Source organism: Streptomyces sp. NPDC020681, from assembly GCF_044334895.1.
Taxonomy (GTDB): domain Bacteria; phylum Actinomycetota; class Actinomycetes; order Streptomycetales; family Streptomycetaceae; genus Streptomyces.
In genome coordinates, this window is sequence record NZ_JBIRTX010000003.1 from 326406 (window position 1) to 345110 (window position 18705).

The 18705-nt window shown below is 71.3% G+C and carries 16 protein-coding genes; 4 read left to right on the forward strand and 12 right to left on the reverse strand.

The window, feature by feature from the left end:
• Nucleotides 1-88 precede the first annotated feature (88 nt).
• Nucleotides 89-1102, forward strand: coding sequence for an LLM class flavin-dependent oxidoreductase (locus ACH4YL_RS08590; protein WP_398506106.1), 1014 nt, complete (start codon nucleotides 89-91; stop codon nucleotides 1100-1102).
• On the opposite strand, the gene ACH4YL_RS08595 is transcribed toward ACH4YL_RS08590, so the two are convergent.
• The 7 genes from ACH4YL_RS08595 to ACH4YL_RS08625 form a co-directional block, all read right to left on the reverse strand.
• Nucleotides 1077-2222 (reverse strand): DegT/DnrJ/EryC1/StrS family aminotransferase, encoded by a 1146-nt coding sequence (locus ACH4YL_RS08595; RefSeq protein WP_398506108.1) that lies wholly within the window; start codon nucleotides 2220-2222, stop codon nucleotides 1077-1079. The two genes, ACH4YL_RS08590 and ACH4YL_RS08595, sit on opposite strands and share 26 nt — an antisense overlap.
• The gene (locus tag ACH4YL_RS08600; RefSeq protein WP_398506109.1) at nucleotides 2219-3007 is read right to left on the reverse strand and encodes an amidohydrolase family protein; all 789 of its coding nucleotides are present in this window, start codon (nucleotides 3005-3007) and stop codon (nucleotides 2219-2221) included. Before ACH4YL_RS08600 ends, ACH4YL_RS08595 begins: the two co-directional genes overlap by 4 nt.
• Entirely contained in the window at nucleotides 3004-3714 is a 711-nt protein-coding gene (locus ACH4YL_RS08605) for an amidohydrolase family protein (RefSeq protein ID WP_398506111.1), read from the reverse strand. Before ACH4YL_RS08605 ends, ACH4YL_RS08600 begins: the two co-directional genes overlap by 4 nt.
• Nucleotides 3715-3724: 10 nt before the next feature.
• Complete coding sequence (locus ACH4YL_RS08610) at nucleotides 3725-4528, reverse strand: carbohydrate ABC transporter permease (RefSeq protein ID WP_398506113.1); 804 nt, start codon at nucleotides 4526-4528, stop codon at nucleotides 3725-3727.
• Nucleotides 4528-5487, reverse strand: a complete 960-nt coding sequence (locus tag ACH4YL_RS08615) for a carbohydrate ABC transporter permease (protein ID WP_398506114.1) — start codon at nucleotides 5485-5487, stop codon at nucleotides 4528-4530. Before ACH4YL_RS08615 ends, ACH4YL_RS08610 begins: the two co-directional genes overlap by 1 nt.
• The gene (locus tag ACH4YL_RS08620) at nucleotides 5484-6740 is read right to left on the reverse strand and encodes an ABC transporter substrate-binding protein (RefSeq protein WP_398506116.1); all 1257 of its coding nucleotides are present in this window, start codon (nucleotides 6738-6740) and stop codon (nucleotides 5484-5486) included. Before ACH4YL_RS08620 ends, ACH4YL_RS08615 begins: the two co-directional genes overlap by 4 nt.
• A 93-nt stretch (nucleotides 6741-6833) precedes the next feature.
• A complete protein-coding gene (locus ACH4YL_RS08625) occupies nucleotides 6834-8765 on the reverse strand; it encodes a hypothetical protein (RefSeq protein ID WP_398506118.1) in 1932 nt (643 codons plus the stop codon).
• 293 nt (nucleotides 8766-9058) lie between these two features.
• On the opposite strand from ACH4YL_RS08625, the gene ACH4YL_RS08630 reads away from it, so the two are divergent.
• The 3 genes from ACH4YL_RS08630 (at nucleotide 9059) to ACH4YL_RS08640 (ending at nucleotide 13122) form a co-directional block, all read left to right on the forward strand.
• On the forward strand, nucleotides 9059-9334 hold the full coding sequence (locus ACH4YL_RS08630; RefSeq protein ID WP_398506120.1) for a hypothetical protein: 276 nt from the start codon (nucleotides 9059-9061) through the stop codon (nucleotides 9332-9334).
• A gap of 31 nt (nucleotides 9335-9365) precedes the next feature.
• Nucleotides 9366-11837 (forward strand): PQQ-binding-like beta-propeller repeat protein, encoded by a 2472-nt coding sequence (locus ACH4YL_RS08635; protein WP_398506122.1) that lies wholly within the window; start codon nucleotides 9366-9368, stop codon nucleotides 11835-11837.
• Between the two features lie 139 nt (nucleotides 11838-11976).
• A complete protein-coding gene (locus ACH4YL_RS08640) occupies nucleotides 11977-13122 on the forward strand; it encodes a C40 family peptidase (RefSeq protein WP_398506123.1) in 1146 nt (381 codons plus the stop codon).
• On the opposite strand, the gene ACH4YL_RS08645 is transcribed toward ACH4YL_RS08640, so the two are convergent.
• The 5 genes from ACH4YL_RS08645 to ACH4YL_RS08665 are packed head-to-tail and all read right to left on the reverse strand — an operon-like array spanning nucleotide 13071 to nucleotide 18671.
• A complete protein-coding gene (locus tag ACH4YL_RS08645) occupies nucleotides 13071-14330 on the reverse strand; it encodes a styrene monooxygenase/indole monooxygenase family protein (RefSeq protein ID WP_398506125.1) in 1260 nt (419 codons plus the stop codon). The two genes, ACH4YL_RS08640 and ACH4YL_RS08645, sit on opposite strands and share 52 nt — an antisense overlap.
• Nucleotides 14331-14376: 46 nt before the next feature.
• Nucleotides 14377-15048, reverse strand: coding sequence for a GTP-binding protein (locus tag ACH4YL_RS08650; RefSeq protein ID WP_398506127.1), 672 nt, complete (start codon nucleotides 15046-15048; stop codon nucleotides 14377-14379).
• Nucleotides 15029-15442: a DUF742 domain-containing protein gene (locus tag ACH4YL_RS08655; protein WP_398506128.1), complete on the reverse strand. Its 414-nt coding sequence runs from the start codon at nucleotides 15440-15442 to the stop codon at nucleotides 15029-15031. The genes ACH4YL_RS08650 and ACH4YL_RS08655 overlap by 20 nt, the downstream gene beginning before the upstream one ends.
• Nucleotides 15439-15921 carry a roadblock/LC7 domain-containing protein gene (locus ACH4YL_RS08660; RefSeq protein ID WP_398506129.1) on the reverse strand — a complete coding sequence of 161 codons (483 nt, stop codon included), beginning with the start codon at nucleotides 15919-15921 and terminating at the stop codon, nucleotides 15439-15441. Before ACH4YL_RS08660 ends, ACH4YL_RS08655 begins: the two co-directional genes overlap by 4 nt.
• Nucleotides 15918-18671, reverse strand: a complete 2754-nt coding sequence (locus ACH4YL_RS08665) for a nitrate- and nitrite sensing domain-containing protein (protein ID WP_398506131.1) — start codon at nucleotides 18669-18671, stop codon at nucleotides 15918-15920. Before ACH4YL_RS08665 ends, ACH4YL_RS08660 begins: the two co-directional genes overlap by 4 nt.
• Nucleotides 18672-18705: the final 34 nt, after the last annotated feature.

Consider the following 18705-nt stretch of genomic DNA (forward strand, 5'->3'; position numbering starts at 1 on the left):
TCTCTCCCGTCTGTTGCGGTCGTTGGCGACACGCTAGCCTTTACGGCCCGGACCGTAAAGGAATGGCCAGCGAGAAAGGCCAGCAAGAATGCCCCAGCGCTCCATGCGTCTCGGCCTGTACGTCAATCTCTTCGCGGACAAGGCCGACCGGCCACGGCTCACCGACGCGGTGGAGCAGGTCCGGATGGCCGAACAGGCCGGTTTCGACTGGGTGGTGCTCGGCGAGCGCCATGTGCACCGCCCCGGCTATCACGAGGCCGTCACCTCTCTGGCCTATCTCGCCGCGCACACCGAGCGGATCGGGCTCGCCACGGCCGGGCTGATCGCTCCCGTCTACCACCCGGTGTGGCTGGCCGAGACGCTCGCGCACATCGACGTGCTGTCCGGCGGCCGGCTGACGGCGGGCTTCGTGCTGGGCTACCGGCCCGAGGAGTTCGCGCTGTTCGGCACGGAGCCGCGGGAGCGCGTGTCGCGGTTCGAGGAGTGCCTGGAACTGGTCACCAGGCTGTGGACCGAGGACGAGGTGACCCACGACGGCCGCTGGACCTCTCTCGACAACGCGTTCGTCTCGCCGCGGCCCGTGCAGTCCCCGCGTCCGCGGATCTGGAACGGCGGCCGTGTCCCGGCGGCTCTGGAGCGTACGGCCAGGATGTGCGACGGCTGGACGACGTCCTTCAACGAGACGGACGAGGAACTGCCCGAGAAGATCGCGCAGTACCTCGCGTACCCGCGCGGCAAAGCGAGCCTCGGCGCCGAGGTCATCGTCTGTCGCGAGGGCTATGCCGCCGCCACCTCCCAGGAGGCCCGCGGCGCTCTGGAGGCCCCGCTGCGCGATCTGTACGACGCGTACGGCAGCTGGAAGCGCACCTCGATGGATGCCGCGCGCTATGCGCAGGAGTGGGACGACATCGAGGCGCGCTCGGTGATCGGTTCGGTCGACCAGTGCGTGCAGCGGCTCGGGCAGTACGGCGAGATGGGCGCCGACGGTGTGGTGCTGCGGGTCCAGCCGCCGGGCATGCCGCAGGCCGACGCGCTGAGTGCGATCGAGACCTTCGGTACGCAAGTGCTCCCGCAGCTCACCGAGCGAACGGGTGTCTTCTGAAGGCTCGTTGGACCTCCAGCGCCGCGCGGGCGATGTCCCCCATCGCCGCGTCGTCCGCCATCAGCATCGGCTGCCGCACCCACACCACCGACCCCTCGGCCGCCTCGGCGACCGGGCACGGACCACCCTCGGTGTAAGGCTCGCGCGACAGCGAGCGGTAGCCGGCGTCCAGCGGAACGCCCTCGGCGGACATCGCGCGCAGGAACGCCGCCTTGGGATGCCCGGCGAAGGCCACCGGGTCGTACCGGAGCATGGCCAGGTGCCAGGTGTGCCGGGTGGTGCCCGCCGGAGGCCCGATCGGCTCCAGACCCTCGACCTCCTCCAGCGCCCGGTACAGCGTCGCGGCCCTGGCAGCCCGGTGCTCCGTCTGGGCTCCCAGCAACGGAAGCTGCGGGTGGAGCAGGGCCGCCTGGAACTCCGTCATCCGCAGATTCCAGCCGACCTCCGGGTGTTCGTACCAGCCGCCGTCCCGGCGGCGTCCGACGTTGTGCAGCGACCACAGCCGCTCGTACGTCTCCGGGTCGTCCGTGACGACGATGCCGCCCTCCCCCGCGGTCATCGCCTTGCTGGACTGGAAGCTGAAGCAGCCCGCGTCGCCGAGGCTGCCCGCGGCGCGTCCGTGGCGGCGGGCTCCGTGCGCCTGGGCCGCGTCCTCCACCACCGGGATGCCCAGTGACTTCAGCGCCTCGGTGTCGGCGGGCGCTCCCGCCAGATGCACCGGCATGACGGCCCTGGTCCGTGGGCCCATGAGCCGCCGGGCGGCCTCCGGGTCCAGGTGCAGGGTGTCGGGCAGCACATCGGCGACGACGGGCCGGGCTCCGGCCAGGACGACCGCGGTGGCGCTGGCCGCGAACGTGTAGGCGGGCACGATCACTTCGTCGTCCGGCCCGACGCCGAGCGCGCGCAGCGCGAGGAAGAGCGCCACCGTGCCGTTGGCCGTGCACACGCCGTGCGCGGCGCCGACGCTCCGTGCGAAGGCCGCCGCGAAGGACTCGGTCTCACTGCCCGCGGTCGCGCCCCACCGTCCGCCGTCCAGCACGCGCAGCAGCCGTTCGCGCTGCTCGTCGGTGGCCGGCGGCGGCCACTGCGGCCAGCCCTCGGTGCGTACGGGCGGCGTCATGTCAGACCCTTCGGCCCTTCCAGACCCTTCAAGCCCTTCAGGCCCTTCAACAGGCGGTCCATGGTGCCGCCGAGGATCTGCGTCCGGTCGGTCTCGGTCAGATCCGCGAGCAGCACGCGGCCGAGGCCGATCCGCAGATCGAGAAAGACGGCGTCGGAGCCGAAGGCGATGCGCTCGGCCCCCACTTCCGCCACCAGTCGGACGAGATGGCGCCCGGTCATCCGCGACCCGCAGGTCTCCAGCACCAGGTTCGGGCAGCGGGCGGCGGCTTCGGCGGCGGGTGCGAAGCCGCTGGTCCACAGGCCGGAGTGGCCCATGAGGATGGGCAGTTCGGGGTGGCGGGGCGCGACGGCGGCGAAGCGGACGGGATCCGACCAGGCGGAGGCGTGCTGGCTGTGCGCAAGCACGAGACGCCCGCGGTCCGCGGCGATGTCGAAGGCCGGGGCGTACGCGGGGTGGTCGAGGGCCAGTTCATGGACTTCGGGATGGAGCTTGACGCCGATCACGCCCGGCGCGTCCAGCAGGTCCCGGAGCCGGGCCGGGGCCTCGGGGTCGTGCGGGTTGTGGACGGCATAGCCGAGGAGGCGTCCGGGATGCCGCTGGAGGTCGTCGAGCAGGAGGGCGTTTCCTGCGCGGGCGTCGGGGCCGACGGCGAGCAGGTGCGAGACGCAGGAGACGTGCACTCCGCAGCGGTCCATGACGCGGACGAGGCTGTCGGCGGAGCCGTCCGTGACCGCGAACGCGGGCCACCGTCCGAGATGGCCGTGCGCGTCGATGACGGTCACGGCCGACCGTCCGCGCCGAGCAGTCGCAGCGCGTTGCCGCCCGCGATCAGTGCGATGTCGGCGTCCGGCAGTTCGAGCCTGTCGAGCTGATGGCGCGGTCCCGCGTCGTCGGTGACCGGCGCGCCGGTGCCGAACAGAACACGCCGGGCGCCGTACCGTCCTGCGAACCACTCGACCTGCAGATGACCGGCGAGCGTCGAGGTGTCCACGTACAACTCCTCGTGTACGTCCATGAGTTCGGCGAGTTCGCGAAGCGAGCGGTAGCCGGTGCCGGTGAGCACGATCCGCAGCGACGGCTGCGCGCCGGCCAGTTGGTGCACCTCGGCGGCGCTCACGGAGTCCCAGCCGAGGAGGACCGTGGTGCGGGTGCGGGCCAGTTCGGCGGCGAGCGCGAGCGCGTGCGGGCCGGTCGGCGACCAGCTGTGCTCGCGCGGGCACAGCCGCACCAGACCGGAGTCGCCGAATCCCACTGTGCCGAGCGGGCCGGGGATCAGGACGGGTACGGGCAGCAGCCTCGGGCCCTGTGCCTGCGTCAGCGACGCGTTGCCGTCGCGCGGATCTCCGTACACGGCATGCGTGTGCACCACGCACGCGGTGTCGATGCGCAGCCGGTCCAGTTCGCCGACGAGCCCGGCCGGATCGCGGCTCGCCACCTCGTCGTAGGGCAGCGGGCCGAGCATCCGGTTGAGGTCGACGACGGTCATCATCTGCGGCCGGTCATGTCTTCAGGCCGCTGGTGGCGATCGAGTCGGTCAGATACCGCTGCAACAGCCCGAAGACCAGCAGACACGGCACGACGGTGATGGTGGCTCCGGCCATGATCTGGTTGACGGCCACGTTCTCGCCCTCCAGTGTGGCCAGTCCGACGGTGAGCGTGCGCATCTCGGAGGACTGGCCGATGACGAGGGGCCACAGGAAGTCGTTCCAGTGCCAGAGGAAGACGAAGACGCCGAGCGTGGCGAGGATCGGCCGGATCAGCGGGATGACGATGGTGGTGTAGATGCGCCACTCGGACGCGCCGTCGATCTTCGCTGCCTCGAAGAGCTCGTCGGGCAGCTGGTGGATGAACTGCCGCATCAGGAACACGGCCTGGGAGTTGGCGAGCGTCGGCACGATCATTCCCCAGTAGGTGTCCACGCCGCCCATCTCCGACACGAGGATGTAGTACGGAATGAGCGTGGCCTGGAACGGCACCATCAGCGTTGCCAGGAACGACCAGAACAGGATCTCGCGTCCCGGGAACCGCTTCTTCGCGAAGGCGTATCCGGCCATCGACGAGAACAGCAGGATGAGCAGGACCGAGACCACCGAGTAGATCAGCGAGTTGAGGGCCCAGCGGGTGATGTCCGCGCTGCCGAGGACGTCGGAGAAGTTCTCCCAGGTGGCGCGAGTGACATTGAAGGCGCCGGGCAGCGTCTGGCCGCCGGGCGGTGCGAAGGCGACCAGCACCATCACCACGAACGGTGTGACGGTGACGAGCGCCACCAGAACGAGCATTACGGGCAGTCGCAGCCGCGCCATCAGTCCGCCTCTCTGCCGATGAGCCTGCGCTGGATCAGCGAGAAGACGAGGACGACAAGGAAGAGGACCAGGCCGATCGCGCTGGCGTAACCGAAGTCGAAGAACTTGAAGCCGGTGTCGTAGAGCAGATAGACGAGCGAGTAGCTGGAGCGCACGGGACCGCCCGCCGTCATCACATACATCGCGTCGAAGACCTGGAAGGAGCCGATGGCCTCGATGACGAGGACGAAGAAGAGCACCGGCCGCAGCAGCGGCAGCGTCACCCAGCGGAACCGCTGCCAGCCGTTCGCGCCGTCGATGGTGGCGGCCTCGATGACATGCTTCGGGATGGACTGGAGTCCGGCCAGCAGGATCAGCATGGAGTAGCCGAAGCCCTTCCACGCGGAGGTGACCGCGATCGACGGCAGGACGAGGTCCTCGTTGCCGAGGAAGTCGACGGGACCCAGCGAGATCACGCCGAGCGTGGCGTTGAGCAGCCCGTCCTGGACCTCGTAGATCCACTTCCAGATGACGGCGGCCAGCACGATGCTGGTGACGTACGGCAGGAAGAAGACGCCGCGGAAGAAGCCGCGCATCCAGACCGTGCGGTGCAGCAGGAGGGCCGTGCCGAGCGAGAGCAGCACGGTCATCGGCACGAAGAACGCCGTGTAGAGCGCGGTGACGCCCAGGCTGGACCAGAACAGGTCGTCGTCCATCAGCCGCGAGTAGTTGTCCCCGCCGATGAACTGCCATTCGCCGTTGAGCCGGTAGTCGGTGAGCGACAGAAACGCCGCGCCGAGGGTCGGCCCGAACCGGAAGACGATGAAAAGCAGCAGCATCGGGCCCACGAACAGCAGCCCGATGCGTGCCTCGCGCCGTCGTACGGTCCTGCTGTACGCGCTCCGCCGGACCGGCGCCGGGCCCAGAGGCCCGGCCGCCGGCGCTTTGCTCGACTCGGTATCGGTCGAGATCTTGCTCAACGCTGCCGTGCCAGAAGGTCGTCGGCCTGCTTGGCCGCCGCGTCGAGGGCTTCCTTCGGGCTCTTCTTGCCGGTGAGCGCGGCCTGGATCTCCGGCGCGATCAGCGACATCAGCTGGCGGGCCGCGGGGTTGGGCTCACCTGGATAGGCCTGCGCGAGGGCCGCCTGGAACTCCTTGGAGTACGGGCCGTCACCGGGGACCGTGACATCGGTGCGCGGCGAGAGGAATCCGCTGGCCTTGCCCATCGACTGCAACTGCGCCGGCTGCGTCATGAACGCCAGGAACTTCTCGGCTCCCGACACATTGCCGGACTTGGCGTTGATGCCGAGTCCGCCGGGGATGCCGAAGGCGATCTGCTTGGCACCGGTGAGCGGGGTGCCGACGAGCACGTTCTCCTGGCCCCAGGCCTGGGCGGCCACGGAGGCGTCGGCCGGTGTGTTGGAGAAGCCCATGGCCGCCTGCTGCTTGCCGAGTGCCTGGTCGGCCACGACGTTGGCGTTGGTCAGCGCGGACTTCGGGATGCCGCCGGACTTGTAGAGGTCGGTGATGAAGGTGAGCGCCTCGACGCCTTCGGGTCCGTTGAAGGCGACCTTCTTGCCGTCGTCGGCGAAGACCTTGCCGCCGGCCTGCCAGAGCAGCGGATAGAAGTTCAGGTTCTGTGTCGCTTCGTTGCCCGCCGAGTAGTCGAGGACCGACGCGCCCGCCTGCTTGAGCTTCGGAGCCGCGGCCCTGATCTCGTCCCAGGTGGCAGGCGGCTTGCTGATGCCCGCTTTGGCCAGCAGTTTCTTGTTGTACAGCGTGGTGGTGACGGTGTGGTAGATCGGCGCCGCGTAGACCTTGCCGTCCTGCTTCATGGCGTCGAGGGCGGCGGGCAGGAACTTGTCCTCGGTGCCCTTGAGCGCGCCGTCGACCGGGCGGATGGCGCCGTTGCTCAGATACTGCGGGATCTGGTCGGGCCCGAGGAGCACGACGTCAGGGCCCTTGCCGCCGCTGAGCGCGGTGGCGAGCTTCTCGTCGCGGTTCTCCCAGGGCTGCTGCTCGACGGTGAGCTGCACCCCGGTCTCCGACTTCTCGAAGTCCTTCTCGATCTGCGACCAGTAGGCCGCGTTGGCCTTGGGGTCGGCGATCACCGGGTACATCCACACGGTGACTTTCTTCGACCCCGAACTGCTGTCGCCGCCGCAGCCGGTGAGCAGGGCGGTGAGGGTGAACAGCGCGAGAGGTGCGGCGGCGCGTTTGAAGCCTGTCTTCATGGGGGCCTCCGGAAGGCCTGAGAAGGGAGCCAGAGCCCGGCTAGTTTCGGCCTGGGCCGAAACTAGCCGGGCAGGATTTGGCATGTCAATGCCTCAGCTGCGGGGATCCACCACGAACAGCTCGGCGACACGGTTGAAGTACAGCTTTCCGTCCTGATGGCCGGTCAGCCGCCGGTGCGGATAAGCCACGATGAGCACCGGATCGCGATGCGGCGCGAGCGGATCGACCCGGTAGATGAGCCCGCCGTCGACGCTCACGAACAGCTTCGAACGTGAGACCACGATGGACCCGCCGGTGCTCCTGGTGCCCAGTTCGAAGGTGTGCACGATCGCGTGCGTCTGCCGGTCGACCGCGAACAGCGTGTGCCCGGCGAGACCCCACAGTCTGCGGTCGGGGCCGATGGCAAGGGCGCTGACGGTCCCTTCGGTGCTGACCGGCTCGATCTCCCAGAGCTTCTCGCGGCGGTTCACGTCCCAGGCGAAGACCGCGCCGGCCTTGCGCGTGGGCGGTGTGGTGCTGAGTCCGCCGGTGACGCTGGCGCCGCCGTAGACCACTCCTTCGTACGCGGCCAGTGCGAACAGGCTCTCGTCCTGCGAGATGTTGCGGGTGAACTCCCAGTTGCCGGAGACCGGGTCGTAGACGGCAACGCCGCCGCCGAGCCGGTCGCCCGCCGGGACCGTGCCGACCGCGATCTTGCCGTCGACCTCGGCGAGGCATTTGCTGCGCGCCTGGAGCTGCGGCCCGAGGTTGAAGACGAGCTCCGGGTTGGGCGGAGTGCCGGGCGGGCCGCCCGGGGAGTATTCGGGGCTGTTCCAGGGCTGGTCCGGCCGGTAGCGGTAGAGCCGTGACTCCGGGTAGACGCCGAGCCAGACCGTGCCGTCCGCTGCCTGCAGAATCGACTCGATCTGCGCGAAGCGGTGGAACGCGGAGACGCCGGTGTCGGTACGGACCGTGCCCAGACCGCCGTTGAGGAACCCGCCCGCGTAGACGGTCTTCCGGCCGCCCCCGCCCAGCGCCAGGATCTCGATCGGCTCCTTGCGGACCTTGGTGTCCAGGATCGCGGACGCCCCGGTGGCCGGGTTGTAGCGGAACATCTCGCCGCGCCAGAGCGTGCCGACGACACTGCGGCCCGGATAGTCCGCGAGGCCCAGCTCCGCCCAGCCGATGGAACGGGTGTTCTGCACCTTGCCGGTGAAGGTGAGTCCGGTGGCGGTGAGCTGTTTGGTCGCCGGGTCGTAGCGGCGCAGCTCACTGCGCTGTATGAGGTAGATGCCACCGCCGGAGTCGGGCGGCGAGATCTTCAGGCCGTGCGCGTCCGGGATCTCGTCGGTCCAGGTGCGGGTCGCGAGGTCGTAGACGAACAGCGGCCCGGGCAGGTCGGAGCCGATGCGCGCGTACAGGCGGCCGCCGTAGGCGTCGAGGTCGTAGACGGCCTTGCCCTCGATGGTGCCGAGGCCGGGGGGCGCGGGCAGTTCGGTGATCGAGCCGGTCGCCGGGTCGAGCTCGGCGATGTGCGCGGCGGCGTACGAGCCGGAGTAGACCTTGCCACCCGCACAGGCCAGGCTCCGAACGTACGTCTGACCGGCGACGACCTGTCCGAAGTCGGTGTACGCCCTGGTCTCGGGGTCGAACCGGAACACCTTGCCGCCGGGGAACGTGCCGCCCCAGATCTTGCCGTCGGCGTCGGAGGTCAGCGACCAGATGAAGGTCTGCCCGGCGAGCGGCAGGCCGAGGTCTTCGGCGACGTCCCCGGCGCCCGGCTTCCAGCGGTAGAGATGCGCGTTGCCGTACGTTCCCGCGTACACGCCGTCGGGTGCGGCGGTGACGGCCCAGGAGCCGTCGGCCCCCGGCAGCGGCGCGCTGACCAGCTGGTTGCCGGTGGCCGGGTCGATGGCGTTCAGATACGCGGGCTTGCCCGTCGAGACGTTCCACATGGCCGGCTTGCCGTCGGGTCGCGGAGCGACCACGCCACCCAGGAGCAGAACGTCGGCGAGCGGAACACCCAGGGATACGGGAACGCGCATCAGCGCCTCCTCGGCGGACGCGGAACTCGGGGCTGCTAAGGACAGTACAGAGGTGGAGAGTGCTGCGGTCGAGCCGGCGAGAAACGCTCGTCGCGTCGTCACAGGGGGTAACACCTCCGAAAGAAACGGGAGTTACGGCACTAGCCGAAAGTGATACGCCACGGTCCTTGGGCCGTCAACGGCGCGGACCGAGCGGGTCCCTGACAACACTCGTACGGGTCCACGTACGGTGGGCCGCCCGGTCCCGGTGGGCCGCCGCTCGGCCGCGGCGGGCCTGAGTGAGACTGGCTCCCGTGAGAAGCGAGAACACCTCCTTTGAGGGCGGGCCACTGGACGGGCGCGTACTGCCGGTCCTGACCGGGCCGACCGGGCATCCGCCGAAGTGGTACGAGATCCCCGTGCCGAACGACGACGGCACGCCGCCGACGGTGCACACCTACCGGCGCGTGCCGTCGGGGTACACCAAGCGGCTCGGTCTGCTGCGCGGCTGGAAGTACGAGTACGCGCCGGAGGGGAAGGAGCGGCGCGAGCTGAAGTGGCCCTGGTCGAAGCCGAACGGCGCGCCATAAGATCGCCGGGACCTTAGGGGGAAGCTCGCATATGGAGCCGCTGCAGCAGGATGATCCGCGTCGGATCGGGCCGTACGGCGCGTTGGCGCGTCTCGGGGAGTCGGCGAGCAGCGTCCGGTATCTCGCGCTCGACGCCGACGGTTCGCTGACCGCCGTCTCGCGGGCGCGGCCCGAACTGGCGGCCGTGCCGGCGTTCCGGCGGCGCTACCAGTCCGAGGCACGGACGGCGGAACGGCTGGCCGGAGGCTGGGTGCCGGAGCCGCTCGGATCCCGGACGGACGGCGACGAGCTGTGGACGGCGAGCGCGTACGTCCCGGCGCTGACGCTGCGTGAGGCGGTCGCCCTCGCCGGCCCGTTGCCGGAACGCACGGTCCGGATACTGGGCGCGGCGCTCGCGGAAACGCTGTCCCGGGTGCACGCCACGGGAGCGGTCCTGCACGGCCTGGCCCCGGACACGGTCCTGCTGGCGGCCGACGGCCCGCGGCTCACCGCGTTCGGAGCGCTGGGCGCCGCGGCGGGCGCGGTGGCAGGTCCTGGCGGACTCTCCGTCCAGCTCGGCTATCTGACCCCGGAACAGGCGACGGGCGCGGACCCGGGACCGGCGTCCGACATCTTCGTCCTGGGGCTGCTCCTCTCGTACGCGTCCACGGGCACGACCCCGCTCCCGGACGCGGACCGCATCGCGCACGGAGAACCCGAACTCGCGGGAGTCCCCGACGAGTTGCGCCCCTTGATCGCCTCATGCCTCTCGAAGCCGCCGGAGTCCCGCCCACCGGCGGGAACGGTGGCGGCGGACCTGGCGCTCGAGGGTGCGTCGGCGCTGGCACGGGACGGCTGGCTGCCGGGTGTCCTGACGGAGGCGATCGAGGGACAGGCGGGAGCTGCGGAAACGTTGCGGACGGCAGGAGCGTGGACGCCTGCGGCACCGGTCGCGGCACCCGCGCCCAGCGGCTACGCGGCCGCGCCGCCCGCGCCGCACGGCCCCACCGGAGCGATCGTGCCGCAGCAGGCGGGTTCCGGCCGTGGCTCGGTGGCCGCGGGGCATGCGGGCGGCGGCTCCGCCGCAGCCGTCGCACCGGCGTTCGGCGGCGGGCAGGGTCACGGCCCCGCCGGACCGTTCGCGCCCGCCGCCGCTGCTCCGCAAACGGCGGGCCACGGCGGTGGGTGGCAGGGCGATCGGCCCACGGCCGCTCTCGGCGTGCGGCAGGTGCCCGCGAGTGCCGACGGGACCTCTCGGCGCGCGGTGCTCGTGGGCGTGGTCGCCGGGGCCGCCGGGGTCGTGCTCGGCGGAGGCGGCGTGTACGCCCTCGGTGGCGAGGAGGACGCGCCCAAGGCAAAGCCCACGACACCCGTCCGGCGCGCTCGGGTCGCCGGGATGGCGCCCGAGCCCGTGTGGCGGTACGAGCATGCCGGGGCGGCGCCCAACGCCACCGTCTGCGGCGGCGGCAGCGTCCTCGTGCTGACCGCGCCCGAGCACACCACCGGCGTGGATCTGCGCACCGGCCGGCAGTTGTGGCAGCTCAAGGACGCCGCATCGGTCACCCGCGCCGTACCCGTCGACAACGAGCTCTGTCTCGTCGACTCGACGGCAGAGCTTGTGTGGATCTCGGCGCGCGACGGGAAGATCCGGCACCGGGTCGCGAAGACCGCGCTGGCCGGGCCCGGCGAGACGCTGACCCTCGGCGGCCTGTCCGGCTCCGACTCAAGCACGCTCTGGATGACCGGCCACATCAGGAAGGGCAAGGCCCTCACCGCGCACTTCTTCGCGTACGACCTCGCCGCCCGCAGCTGGCTGTGGCGTACGCCCGTGCCAGGCGGCCTTGCCCCGCGCATCCCCCGCTACGACCTGATCGCCGTCCGCCCCGGCGACATCGTCGTGCGCCAGGACGCCGCCTCGCTCACCGCCGCGCAGCGCAAGACCGCCAAGGGCGCGTCCACGCTGCTGGTGTTCGACCGGAAGACGGGCCGGCGGCGGCAGGCCTTCGCGCTGCCGGGCGTCCTGCCCGCGGCCGCGATCGCCGGCGACGCGACGGACAAGGTCTTCGCCGCGGTGGCGGGCGAGCTGCAGGCGTTCAGCAGCCGTACCGGCGTGCGGCAGTGGCGGATGGCCGGGGCGCGGCCCGCGGCCGGTGAGACCGGGGTCTTCCCGTTCGGCAAGGGCGTCCTGCGCGGCCCGATGCTGTACGTCGCCAACCGCCATCAGGAGGTGTGCGCGGTCGACACCGCGACCGGCCGCTCCCTGTGGCGGCGTTCCACCGAGGCTCCGGTCTGGAACGCCGTCCCCGGCACGGCGCTCAGCGCGAGCGGCCAAACCGTGCTCGCGGGCGACGGCGCGCAGCTGACCGCGTTCGCCGCGCGCGACGGCAAGCGGCTGTGGAAGTTCCAGGAGGCCGGTGCGAAGGACGTGCCGGGCGGGGCGCGTTATGTGCCGCTGCCCGGCGGCAGCGGCAAGAGTCTCGTGGTCCAGCGCGAGGGGACGTTCTACGCGCTGGACGTGGAGTGACACGCCGCACCGCGTTCGTACTCCGCCTCGACGAGTGACCGCGTTGCGCTGAACCGACCACTCGTATCGCGCTCCGGCCGCCTTGCTCGCACGATCGGCTGTGGGGCGGACGGCCCTCCCCGCAGCCGGAGGTGATGGCGTGTCAGGCAGGTTGCTCCGCACGGTGGCCACGGCGGTGCTGGCCACGACGTTCGCGGCGGTACCGGCGGCCGCCGACCCCGTCACGGAGAAGCCGACCGTCTCCGAGCTGCTGACCGACCTTCAGACCCTGTACCGGCAGGCCGCGGCGGCGGGCGAGACGTACAACGCCACCGAGGTGCAGCTGAAGACCCAGCGCACCGAGACCGCTCGCCTCGGCCGTGAGCTCGCCAAGGCCCGCAACGCGCTCGCCGACAGCCACGGCGACGCGGGACGGCTGGCCCGCGAGCAGTACCAGGGCCGCTCCGAGCTCTCGTCGTATCTGCGGCTGCTGCTGGCCCGCGACCCTCAGCACGCGCTGGACGAGGACCATCTGATGGAGCGTGCGGCCGCGGACCGGCTGGCCACGATGAGCAGGCTGGCGAACGGCGCCCAGCGCGCGGCCACGCTGGCGGCCGCGTCCCGCAAGGCACTCGACCGGGAGCAGACCCTCGCCACCCGGCAGCGCCAGGCCCGCGACACGGCGGCCGCGCGGCTGAAGGACGTCGAGAAGATGCTCGCCTCGCTCTCCCCCGACGAGATCGCCGAACTCGCCGCGCTCGAAGCGTCCGGCACCGCCGAGGCCCAGGAGAAGCTGATGGCCTCCGGCGTGCTCGGCGGCGAGCGGACGCCGACCGAGCAGGGCGAGCGGGCGCTGACGTATGCCGCCGGCCAGATCGGCAAGCCGTACGTGTGGGGCGCGGAGGGCCCGGAGTCGTACGACTGCTCCGGCCTGACCTCGCAGGCGTGGGCGGACGCGGGCCTGGAGATCCCACGGACCAGCCAGGAGCAGTGGGCGGAACTCCCGAAGGTCCCGCTGCGCTCGCTGCGCCCCGGCGATCTGGTGATCTACTTCCCCGAGGCCACGCATGTGGCGATCTATCTGGGCGACGGAATGGTGATCCAGGCGCCGCGCCCGGGGACGTCGGTGAAGGTCTCTCCGATCGCCGCGAATCCCCTGCTGGGCGCGGTCCGTCCGGATCCGGAGGGTGAGCCGTTGCCGGCGTACACCCCGCCGCCGCTGCCCGAAGGAGCCACGGCGGGGCAGGACACCGGCTACTCGGAGTCCGAGGCTCCGGAGGAGGCCGACGCGACCTCCGACAGATAATCTTCCGCGAGCTCCGGGTCGTAGAAGAAGTTCTCGAAGTCCGACGGGTCGTTGAAGCCGTTCGCGATCCGGCCCGCCACCGGCGGGAGCATCATGCCCGAGCCGATCAGCTTCAGGACGTGCTCCGGCGGTACGCCGAGCATCGCGTTCGTCCACTTGGTGACGTGCTGCGCCGTGTTCCAGTAGCCGTCGAAAGCGGACTGCATCCACTCCTCGTCGAACGGCTTGTCCCCGTGCTCCACGATCGAGGTCAGATACGACGCCGCGCACTTCGCCGCCGAGTTGGAGCCCTGTCCGGTGATCGGGTCGTTGGCGACGACCACGTCCGCGACGCCGAGCACCAGTCCCCCGCCCGGCAGCCGGCCGATCGGCTTGCGCACGGTCGGGGCGTAGCGCCCGGCCAGCGTGCCGTTGGCGTCCGTGAGTTCGACCTTGGTGGCGCGGGCGTACTCCCAGGGCGTGTACTTCTCCATCAGCTCGAGCGTCAGGGACAGATGCTCGGCCGGGTCCTTGACGCCCTGGAAGACGTCGAGAGGGCCGCCGGGTATGCCCTCCCAGAAGAGGATGTCCGCGCGGCCGGTGGTGGTGAGCGTCGGCATGACGAAGAGCTCGCCGACGCCGGGCACGAGGTTGCAGCGGACCGCGTCGTAGTCGGGGTGCTCGGGACGCGGGCCGAGGCCGTGCACATACGCGACGGCGAGCGCGCGCTGCGGTGCGTCGTACGGGGAGCGCGCGGCGTCGCGGGCGAACATCGAGACCAGTTCGCCCTTGCCCGCCGAGACCAGCACCAGGTCGTACGTACGCGAGAAGTAGTCCAGGTCGGAGACGGCTGCGCCGTGGATGACGAGCTGTCCGCCGCGCTGGGCGAAGGTCTCCATCCAGCCGGCCATCTTCACGCGCTGGTCGACGGACTGGGCGTAGCCGTCGAGCCTGGCCACCCAGTCGACGGCGCGGGACGCGTCGGGCGCGGTGACCGAGACGCCGAGGCCCTCGATGCGCGGGGCCTGGGACTCCCAGAAGTTGACGCCCAGATCGCGCTCGTGCTGGAGCGCGGTGTGGAACATGCACTGCGTGGACATGACCCGGCCGGACCGGATCTCGTCGGCCGTGCGGTTGGACATCAGGGTGACCTCGTAGCCCTGTGACTGAAGTCCGAGAGCGAGCTGGAGGCCGGACTGGCCGGCTCCGACGATGAGTATCTTCCGCATGGCGGGTGTTCTCCGTTGCTGTTCCGGGGTGCTGTTCCGGGGGTTGCTATTCCGGGGTGGCTTCGAGCGCGTGGGCGACCAGTGCGAGCAGCGACTCGATCACCGTGATCCGCTTGCGCGCGTCCATGATCACCACAGGTACGTGCGGCGGCACCGTCAGGGCCTCCCGTACGTCATCGGCCTCGAACAGCTCCGAACCCTCGAAGTGGTTGACGGCGACGATGTACGGCAGCCCGCTGCTCTCGAAGTAGTCGAGCGCCGGGAAGCAGTCCGACAGCCGGCGCGTGTCGGCCAGCACCATCGCGCCTATCGCGCCGCGCACCAGGTCGTCCCACATGAACCAGAAGCGCTGCTGCCCCGGCGTGCCGAAGACGTACAGCACCAGATCCTCGTCGAGCGTGATCCGGCCGAAGTCCATGGCCACGGTGGTGGTGAGCTTCTCCGGCGTCGCGGTGAGATCGTCGGTCTCCTCGCTCGCCTGAGTCATCAACGCCTCGGTCTGCAGCGGCGTGATCTCCGAGACCGCGCCGACCAGGGTCGTCTTGCCGACGCCGAAACCGCCCGCGACCACGACCTTGGTGGCGGTGGGGGCACGGGTGTGGTCGAGCTGCCAGGACTGCAGGCCCTCGTCGGTCGGGTGCACCGCGGCGGGCCCGGGTTCGGGCTCCGGCTCGGGACGGGGCCGGGCGAGCAGCGTGTCAGAGTCGGCGGAGTCCACTCAGCACCCTTTCGAGCAGCGCGCGTTCCGGCCGTCCCGGGCCGTGCCCGGTGCCGTACACACGGATTCTTCCCTGGTCGGCGAGGTCGCTCAGCAGCACCCGGACGACGCCCAGCGGCATCTTCAGCAGCGCCGAGATCTCGGCGACGGTACGCATCCGGCGGCACAGCTCGACGATGGCCTGCAGCTCGGGCATGACGCGCGAGGAGAGGTCGCCCTTCGGCAGCTCCTTGCGGTCGGCCGGTGCTTCGAGCGCGGCCACGAACGTCTCGACGAGCAGCACATGGCCGAAGCGCGTGCGGCCGCCGGTGAGCGAGTACGGGCGGACCCGGGCCGGGCGGCGGCTCTCGCCGCGCACCGGCAGCCGGCGGACAGGTTCAGCGGCGGACGTCACTCGGAGCCCTCCAACGATTTGCGCAGCTCGCTGCGGAGTTCGGGGGTCAGCACATGTCCGGCGCGGCCGACGAACAGACCCATGTGGTAGGCGACGACGGACATGTCGCAGTCGGCGGCGGCGTGCACGCCGAGCAGTGAACCGTCGCTGACCGACATGACGAAGACGCTGCCTTCCTCCATCGCGACCATGGTCTGCTTGACGCCGCCGCCGTCCATCAGCCTGGCCGCGCCGAGCGTGAGGCTGCCGAGGCCGGAGACGATGGTCGCGAGGTCCGCTGCGGCGCCTCTGGGGCCCTCCGGGCGGGCGGCAGAGGTGGCGGCGGCGTTCTGCGCGGCGTCGGAGGAGAGCAGCAGCAGTCCGTCGGACGAGACGACGGCGACCGAGCGGACGCCTGGCACCTCCTCCACGAGATTGCTCAGCAACCAGTGCAGATTGCGGGCTTCACTGCTCAGGCCGAACGTCCCGGTCGCAGTCAACTGCGTGCCTCCTCGACTGTGTCCCCCGCTTCTTCGGTTGTTGTACGTGTCGTGGCTCGTGCCGGCTCTTCCTCGGCCCCGGAGTTCTCCGCGATCTCAGCGGCGGCGGCCCGGCGGCCCTCCGCGGCGGCCTGCTGGAAACCGCCGAGCCTGCGGCGCAGTGCGTCGGCGTCGACGCTGCCGGTGCGCTCGCCGGGCGCGGTGGCGGGCGTCACGATCTTGGGCGTGCGCTTGGGCAGTCCCTTGTCGGTGACGCGGTCCCAGACGGGCGCGGGTGCTGCGAGCTCGGGCTCGGGCTCGGGATCGACCTCGGGCTCGGCCTGGGGCTCGGGCGCCACTTCGGACTCGGGCTCGACCGGCGCCTCGACGGCCTCCGGCTCCGGCAGCCGCATCTCGAAGGTCGTTTCGTCGACAGAGACACTCTCCGGAACGCTGTCCGGAAGCCCGTCCGCCGTCCGCTCGTGCGTCTCCGGCTCCGCCGCCCGTACGGCCGCCTCCGCGGCCTCGATCAGCGAGTCCCTGATCTCCGGACGCCGTGAACTGCCCGGCAGCGCGTTGGAGTTGGCCTCGGCCACCGAGCCCGGCAGCTGCACGGTCGCCGTGGCGGCCGCCACCTGCGGATCGGCAGCGGGCGGCTCCTTGGGCAGCAGCGCCTGCGTCAGCACGACGACCGCCGCGACCCCGCCCTGCTTCTGCTCGCGCAACTGGATCCGCACGCCATGACGCGCGGCCAGCAGCCCGGCCACCCGCAGCCCGAGCCCCTCGCCGTCCCGCGCGGGCCGGGTCTCGTACGCATCCGGGTCCTCCAGCCGCGCGTTGAGCTCGGCCATGCGCCCGCTGGTCATCCCGATGCCGCTGTCCTGCACGGAGAGCATCACCTCGCCGCTCTCCAGCAGCCAGCCCGACAGCTCGACCTGGGCGTCCGGCGGCGAGAAGGAGGTGGCGTTCTCCAGGAGTTCGGCGATCAGGTGGCTGAGGTCGTCCGCGGCGAACCCGGCGACCTGGGAGTGCGGCGGCAGTGACTGGATGACGACGCGCTGGTACCGCTCGATCTCGCTGACCGCCGCGCGCAGCACGTCGACGAGCGGTACCGGGCCCAGGTGCCCGTGGCCGTGCTCGGCGCCGGCGAGTACCAGCAGGTTCTCGCTGTGCCGGCGCATCACGGTGGCCAGGTGGTCGAGCTTGAAGAGGGTGGCAAGCCGCTCCGGGTCCTGCTCGCGCTCCTCCAGCTTCTCGATCACACCGAGCTGCCGCTCGACGAGGCCGAGCGTGCGCAGCGAGAGATTGACGAAGGTGTGGCTGACGGTGTGCTGGATCCGCGTCAGTTCGGCGGCCATGTCCGCGGTGCGCTGCTGGAGCTCGGCGCGTGCGGCGGCGAGTTCGGCGGCCAGCGCGTCGCGGTCGTCGGCGAGGTCGCCGCGGTCGCCCTCCAGCCGCTCGGCGCGTGCGGCGATGTCCCGCAGCTTGCCGTGCAGCGTGTTGAGGGACCGTACGACCTGCGCGAACTCGTCGTTGCGGCCGGTGAAGCGTACGGGCTCCTCCACCTCGGGCGCGCCGGCGAGGCGGGCCGCGCCGATGCGCAGGACGGCCAGCGGACGGGTGAGCGTGCGGGCGACGGCGGCCGAGACGCCGATCGCCACGAACAGCAGACCGCCGAGCAGCGCGATCTGCAGCTCCAGCGCGGTGACATCGTCGTCCCGCAGCTGCTCGAAGCCTTCGATACGGCCTGCGGCGAGGCTGGACTCGACGCCGCGCAGCTGCTCGATGCGGGCGGTGAGCGCGCCGTCCAGCTTCACGTAGTCGGTCTTGCGGTCGGCGGAGGAGAGCGTGGGCTGGTCGGTGAGCCGGGCGAGGAACTGCTCGGCGGCCTTCACGTCGGGCCCGGTGACGGTGCCGGCCAGCGAGTTGCGGGCGTCCTTGCGGGCGGCCTGGTCGAAGTCGGCGAGCGCGGCGAGTTCACGCACCCGCGCCTGCTGGGCGGCGGCGCTGAGCGCGTCGCGCGTACGGTCGTCGGCCTTGTCGTCCGCGTCCTCGACGGGCAGCCCGGTGATCGGGTCGACGGTCGTACCGCCGGACGAGCGCGGCACCGAGAGCGCGGCGAGCAGCAGTCCCCGGGTGGCGGACGCCTGCTCGACGGCGAGACCGAGATCGGCGGGCGCGCGGGTGCCTTCGGCGGCGCGCGGCGGGGTCTTCTCGGTGAGCTCGACGGCGAGTGCGGTCAGGTTCGTGATGACGGCGGAGTACGCCCGGTGGGCCTCCATCGCCGTGCCTTTGCCGGTGAGCGCGGTGCGGCGGACGGACGGCACGGTGGACAGATCGCGGCGCAGCTCGGCGCGGTCGCCGGGCAGCGTGGCGCGGATCTCGTCGATCTGCCGGTCGACGCGGGCGCTGCGGCTGCCGGAGACGGTGCGCTGCTTGTCCTTGTCGCCCTTCTGGTCCTCACGGCCGGCGGCGATGTACGCGGTGACCTCGTCGCGCTCGTCGGCGAGCGAATGGGCCAGGATGACGGCCTGCCGGTTGAGTCCGGCGAGGTCGACGAGGCGCTGGGACTCGGTCAGTTCGGCGGAGGTGGCGAGGACGCCCGGGGCGCCTGCCGCGAGGACGACCAGGCTGACGGCGGCGACACCGGCGACCAGTCGGCCGCGGACCCGCACGGCACGGCCTCGCCCTGCGGGGGCCGGGTCCTGTGCCGGGAACGTCTCAGGAACCAGGGGGGCCTGAGGCCGCTTCTTCTGCACCGGTGCTCGCATTCCTGCTTGACTCGTCCACCCATGAAGCAGAGAT

What these genes read in the sequence shown, in the direction of transcription:
- ACH4YL_RS08610 (WP_398506113.1), bottom strand. Translation starts at nt 4,528, where the DNA reads ATGGCGCGGCTGCGACTGCCCGTAATGCTCGTTCTGGTGGCGCTCGTC.
- ACH4YL_RS08605 (WP_398506111.1), bottom strand. Translation starts at nt 3,714, where the DNA reads ATGATGACCGTCGTCGACCTCAACCGGATGCTCGGCCCGCTGCCCTAC.
- ACH4YL_RS08620 (WP_398506116.1), bottom strand. Translation starts at nt 6,740, where the DNA reads ATGAAGACAGGCTTCAAACGCGCCGCCGCACCTCTCGCGCTGTTCACC.
- ACH4YL_RS08665 (WP_398506131.1), bottom strand. Translation starts at nt 18,671, where the DNA reads ATGCGAGCACCGGTGCAGAAGAAGCGGCCTCAGGCCCCCCTGGTTCCT.
- ACH4YL_RS08645 (WP_398506125.1), bottom strand. Translation starts at nt 14,330, where the DNA reads ATGCGGAAGATACTCATCGTCGGAGCCGGCCAGTCCGGCCTCCAGCTC.
- ACH4YL_RS08625 (WP_398506118.1), bottom strand. Translation starts at nt 8,765, where the DNA reads ATGCGCGTTCCCGTATCCCTGGGTGTTCCGCTCGCCGACGTTCTGCTC.
- ACH4YL_RS08590 (WP_398506106.1), top strand. Translation starts at nt 89, where the DNA reads ATGCCCCAGCGCTCCATGCGTCTCGGCCTGTACGTCAATCTCTTCGCG.
- ACH4YL_RS08635 (WP_398506122.1), top strand. Translation starts at nt 9,366, where the DNA reads ATGGAGCCGCTGCAGCAGGATGATCCGCGTCGGATCGGGCCGTACGGC.
- ACH4YL_RS08595 (WP_398506108.1), bottom strand. Translation starts at nt 2,222, where the DNA reads ATGACGCCGCCCGTACGCACCGAGGGCTGGCCGCAGTGGCCGCCGCCG.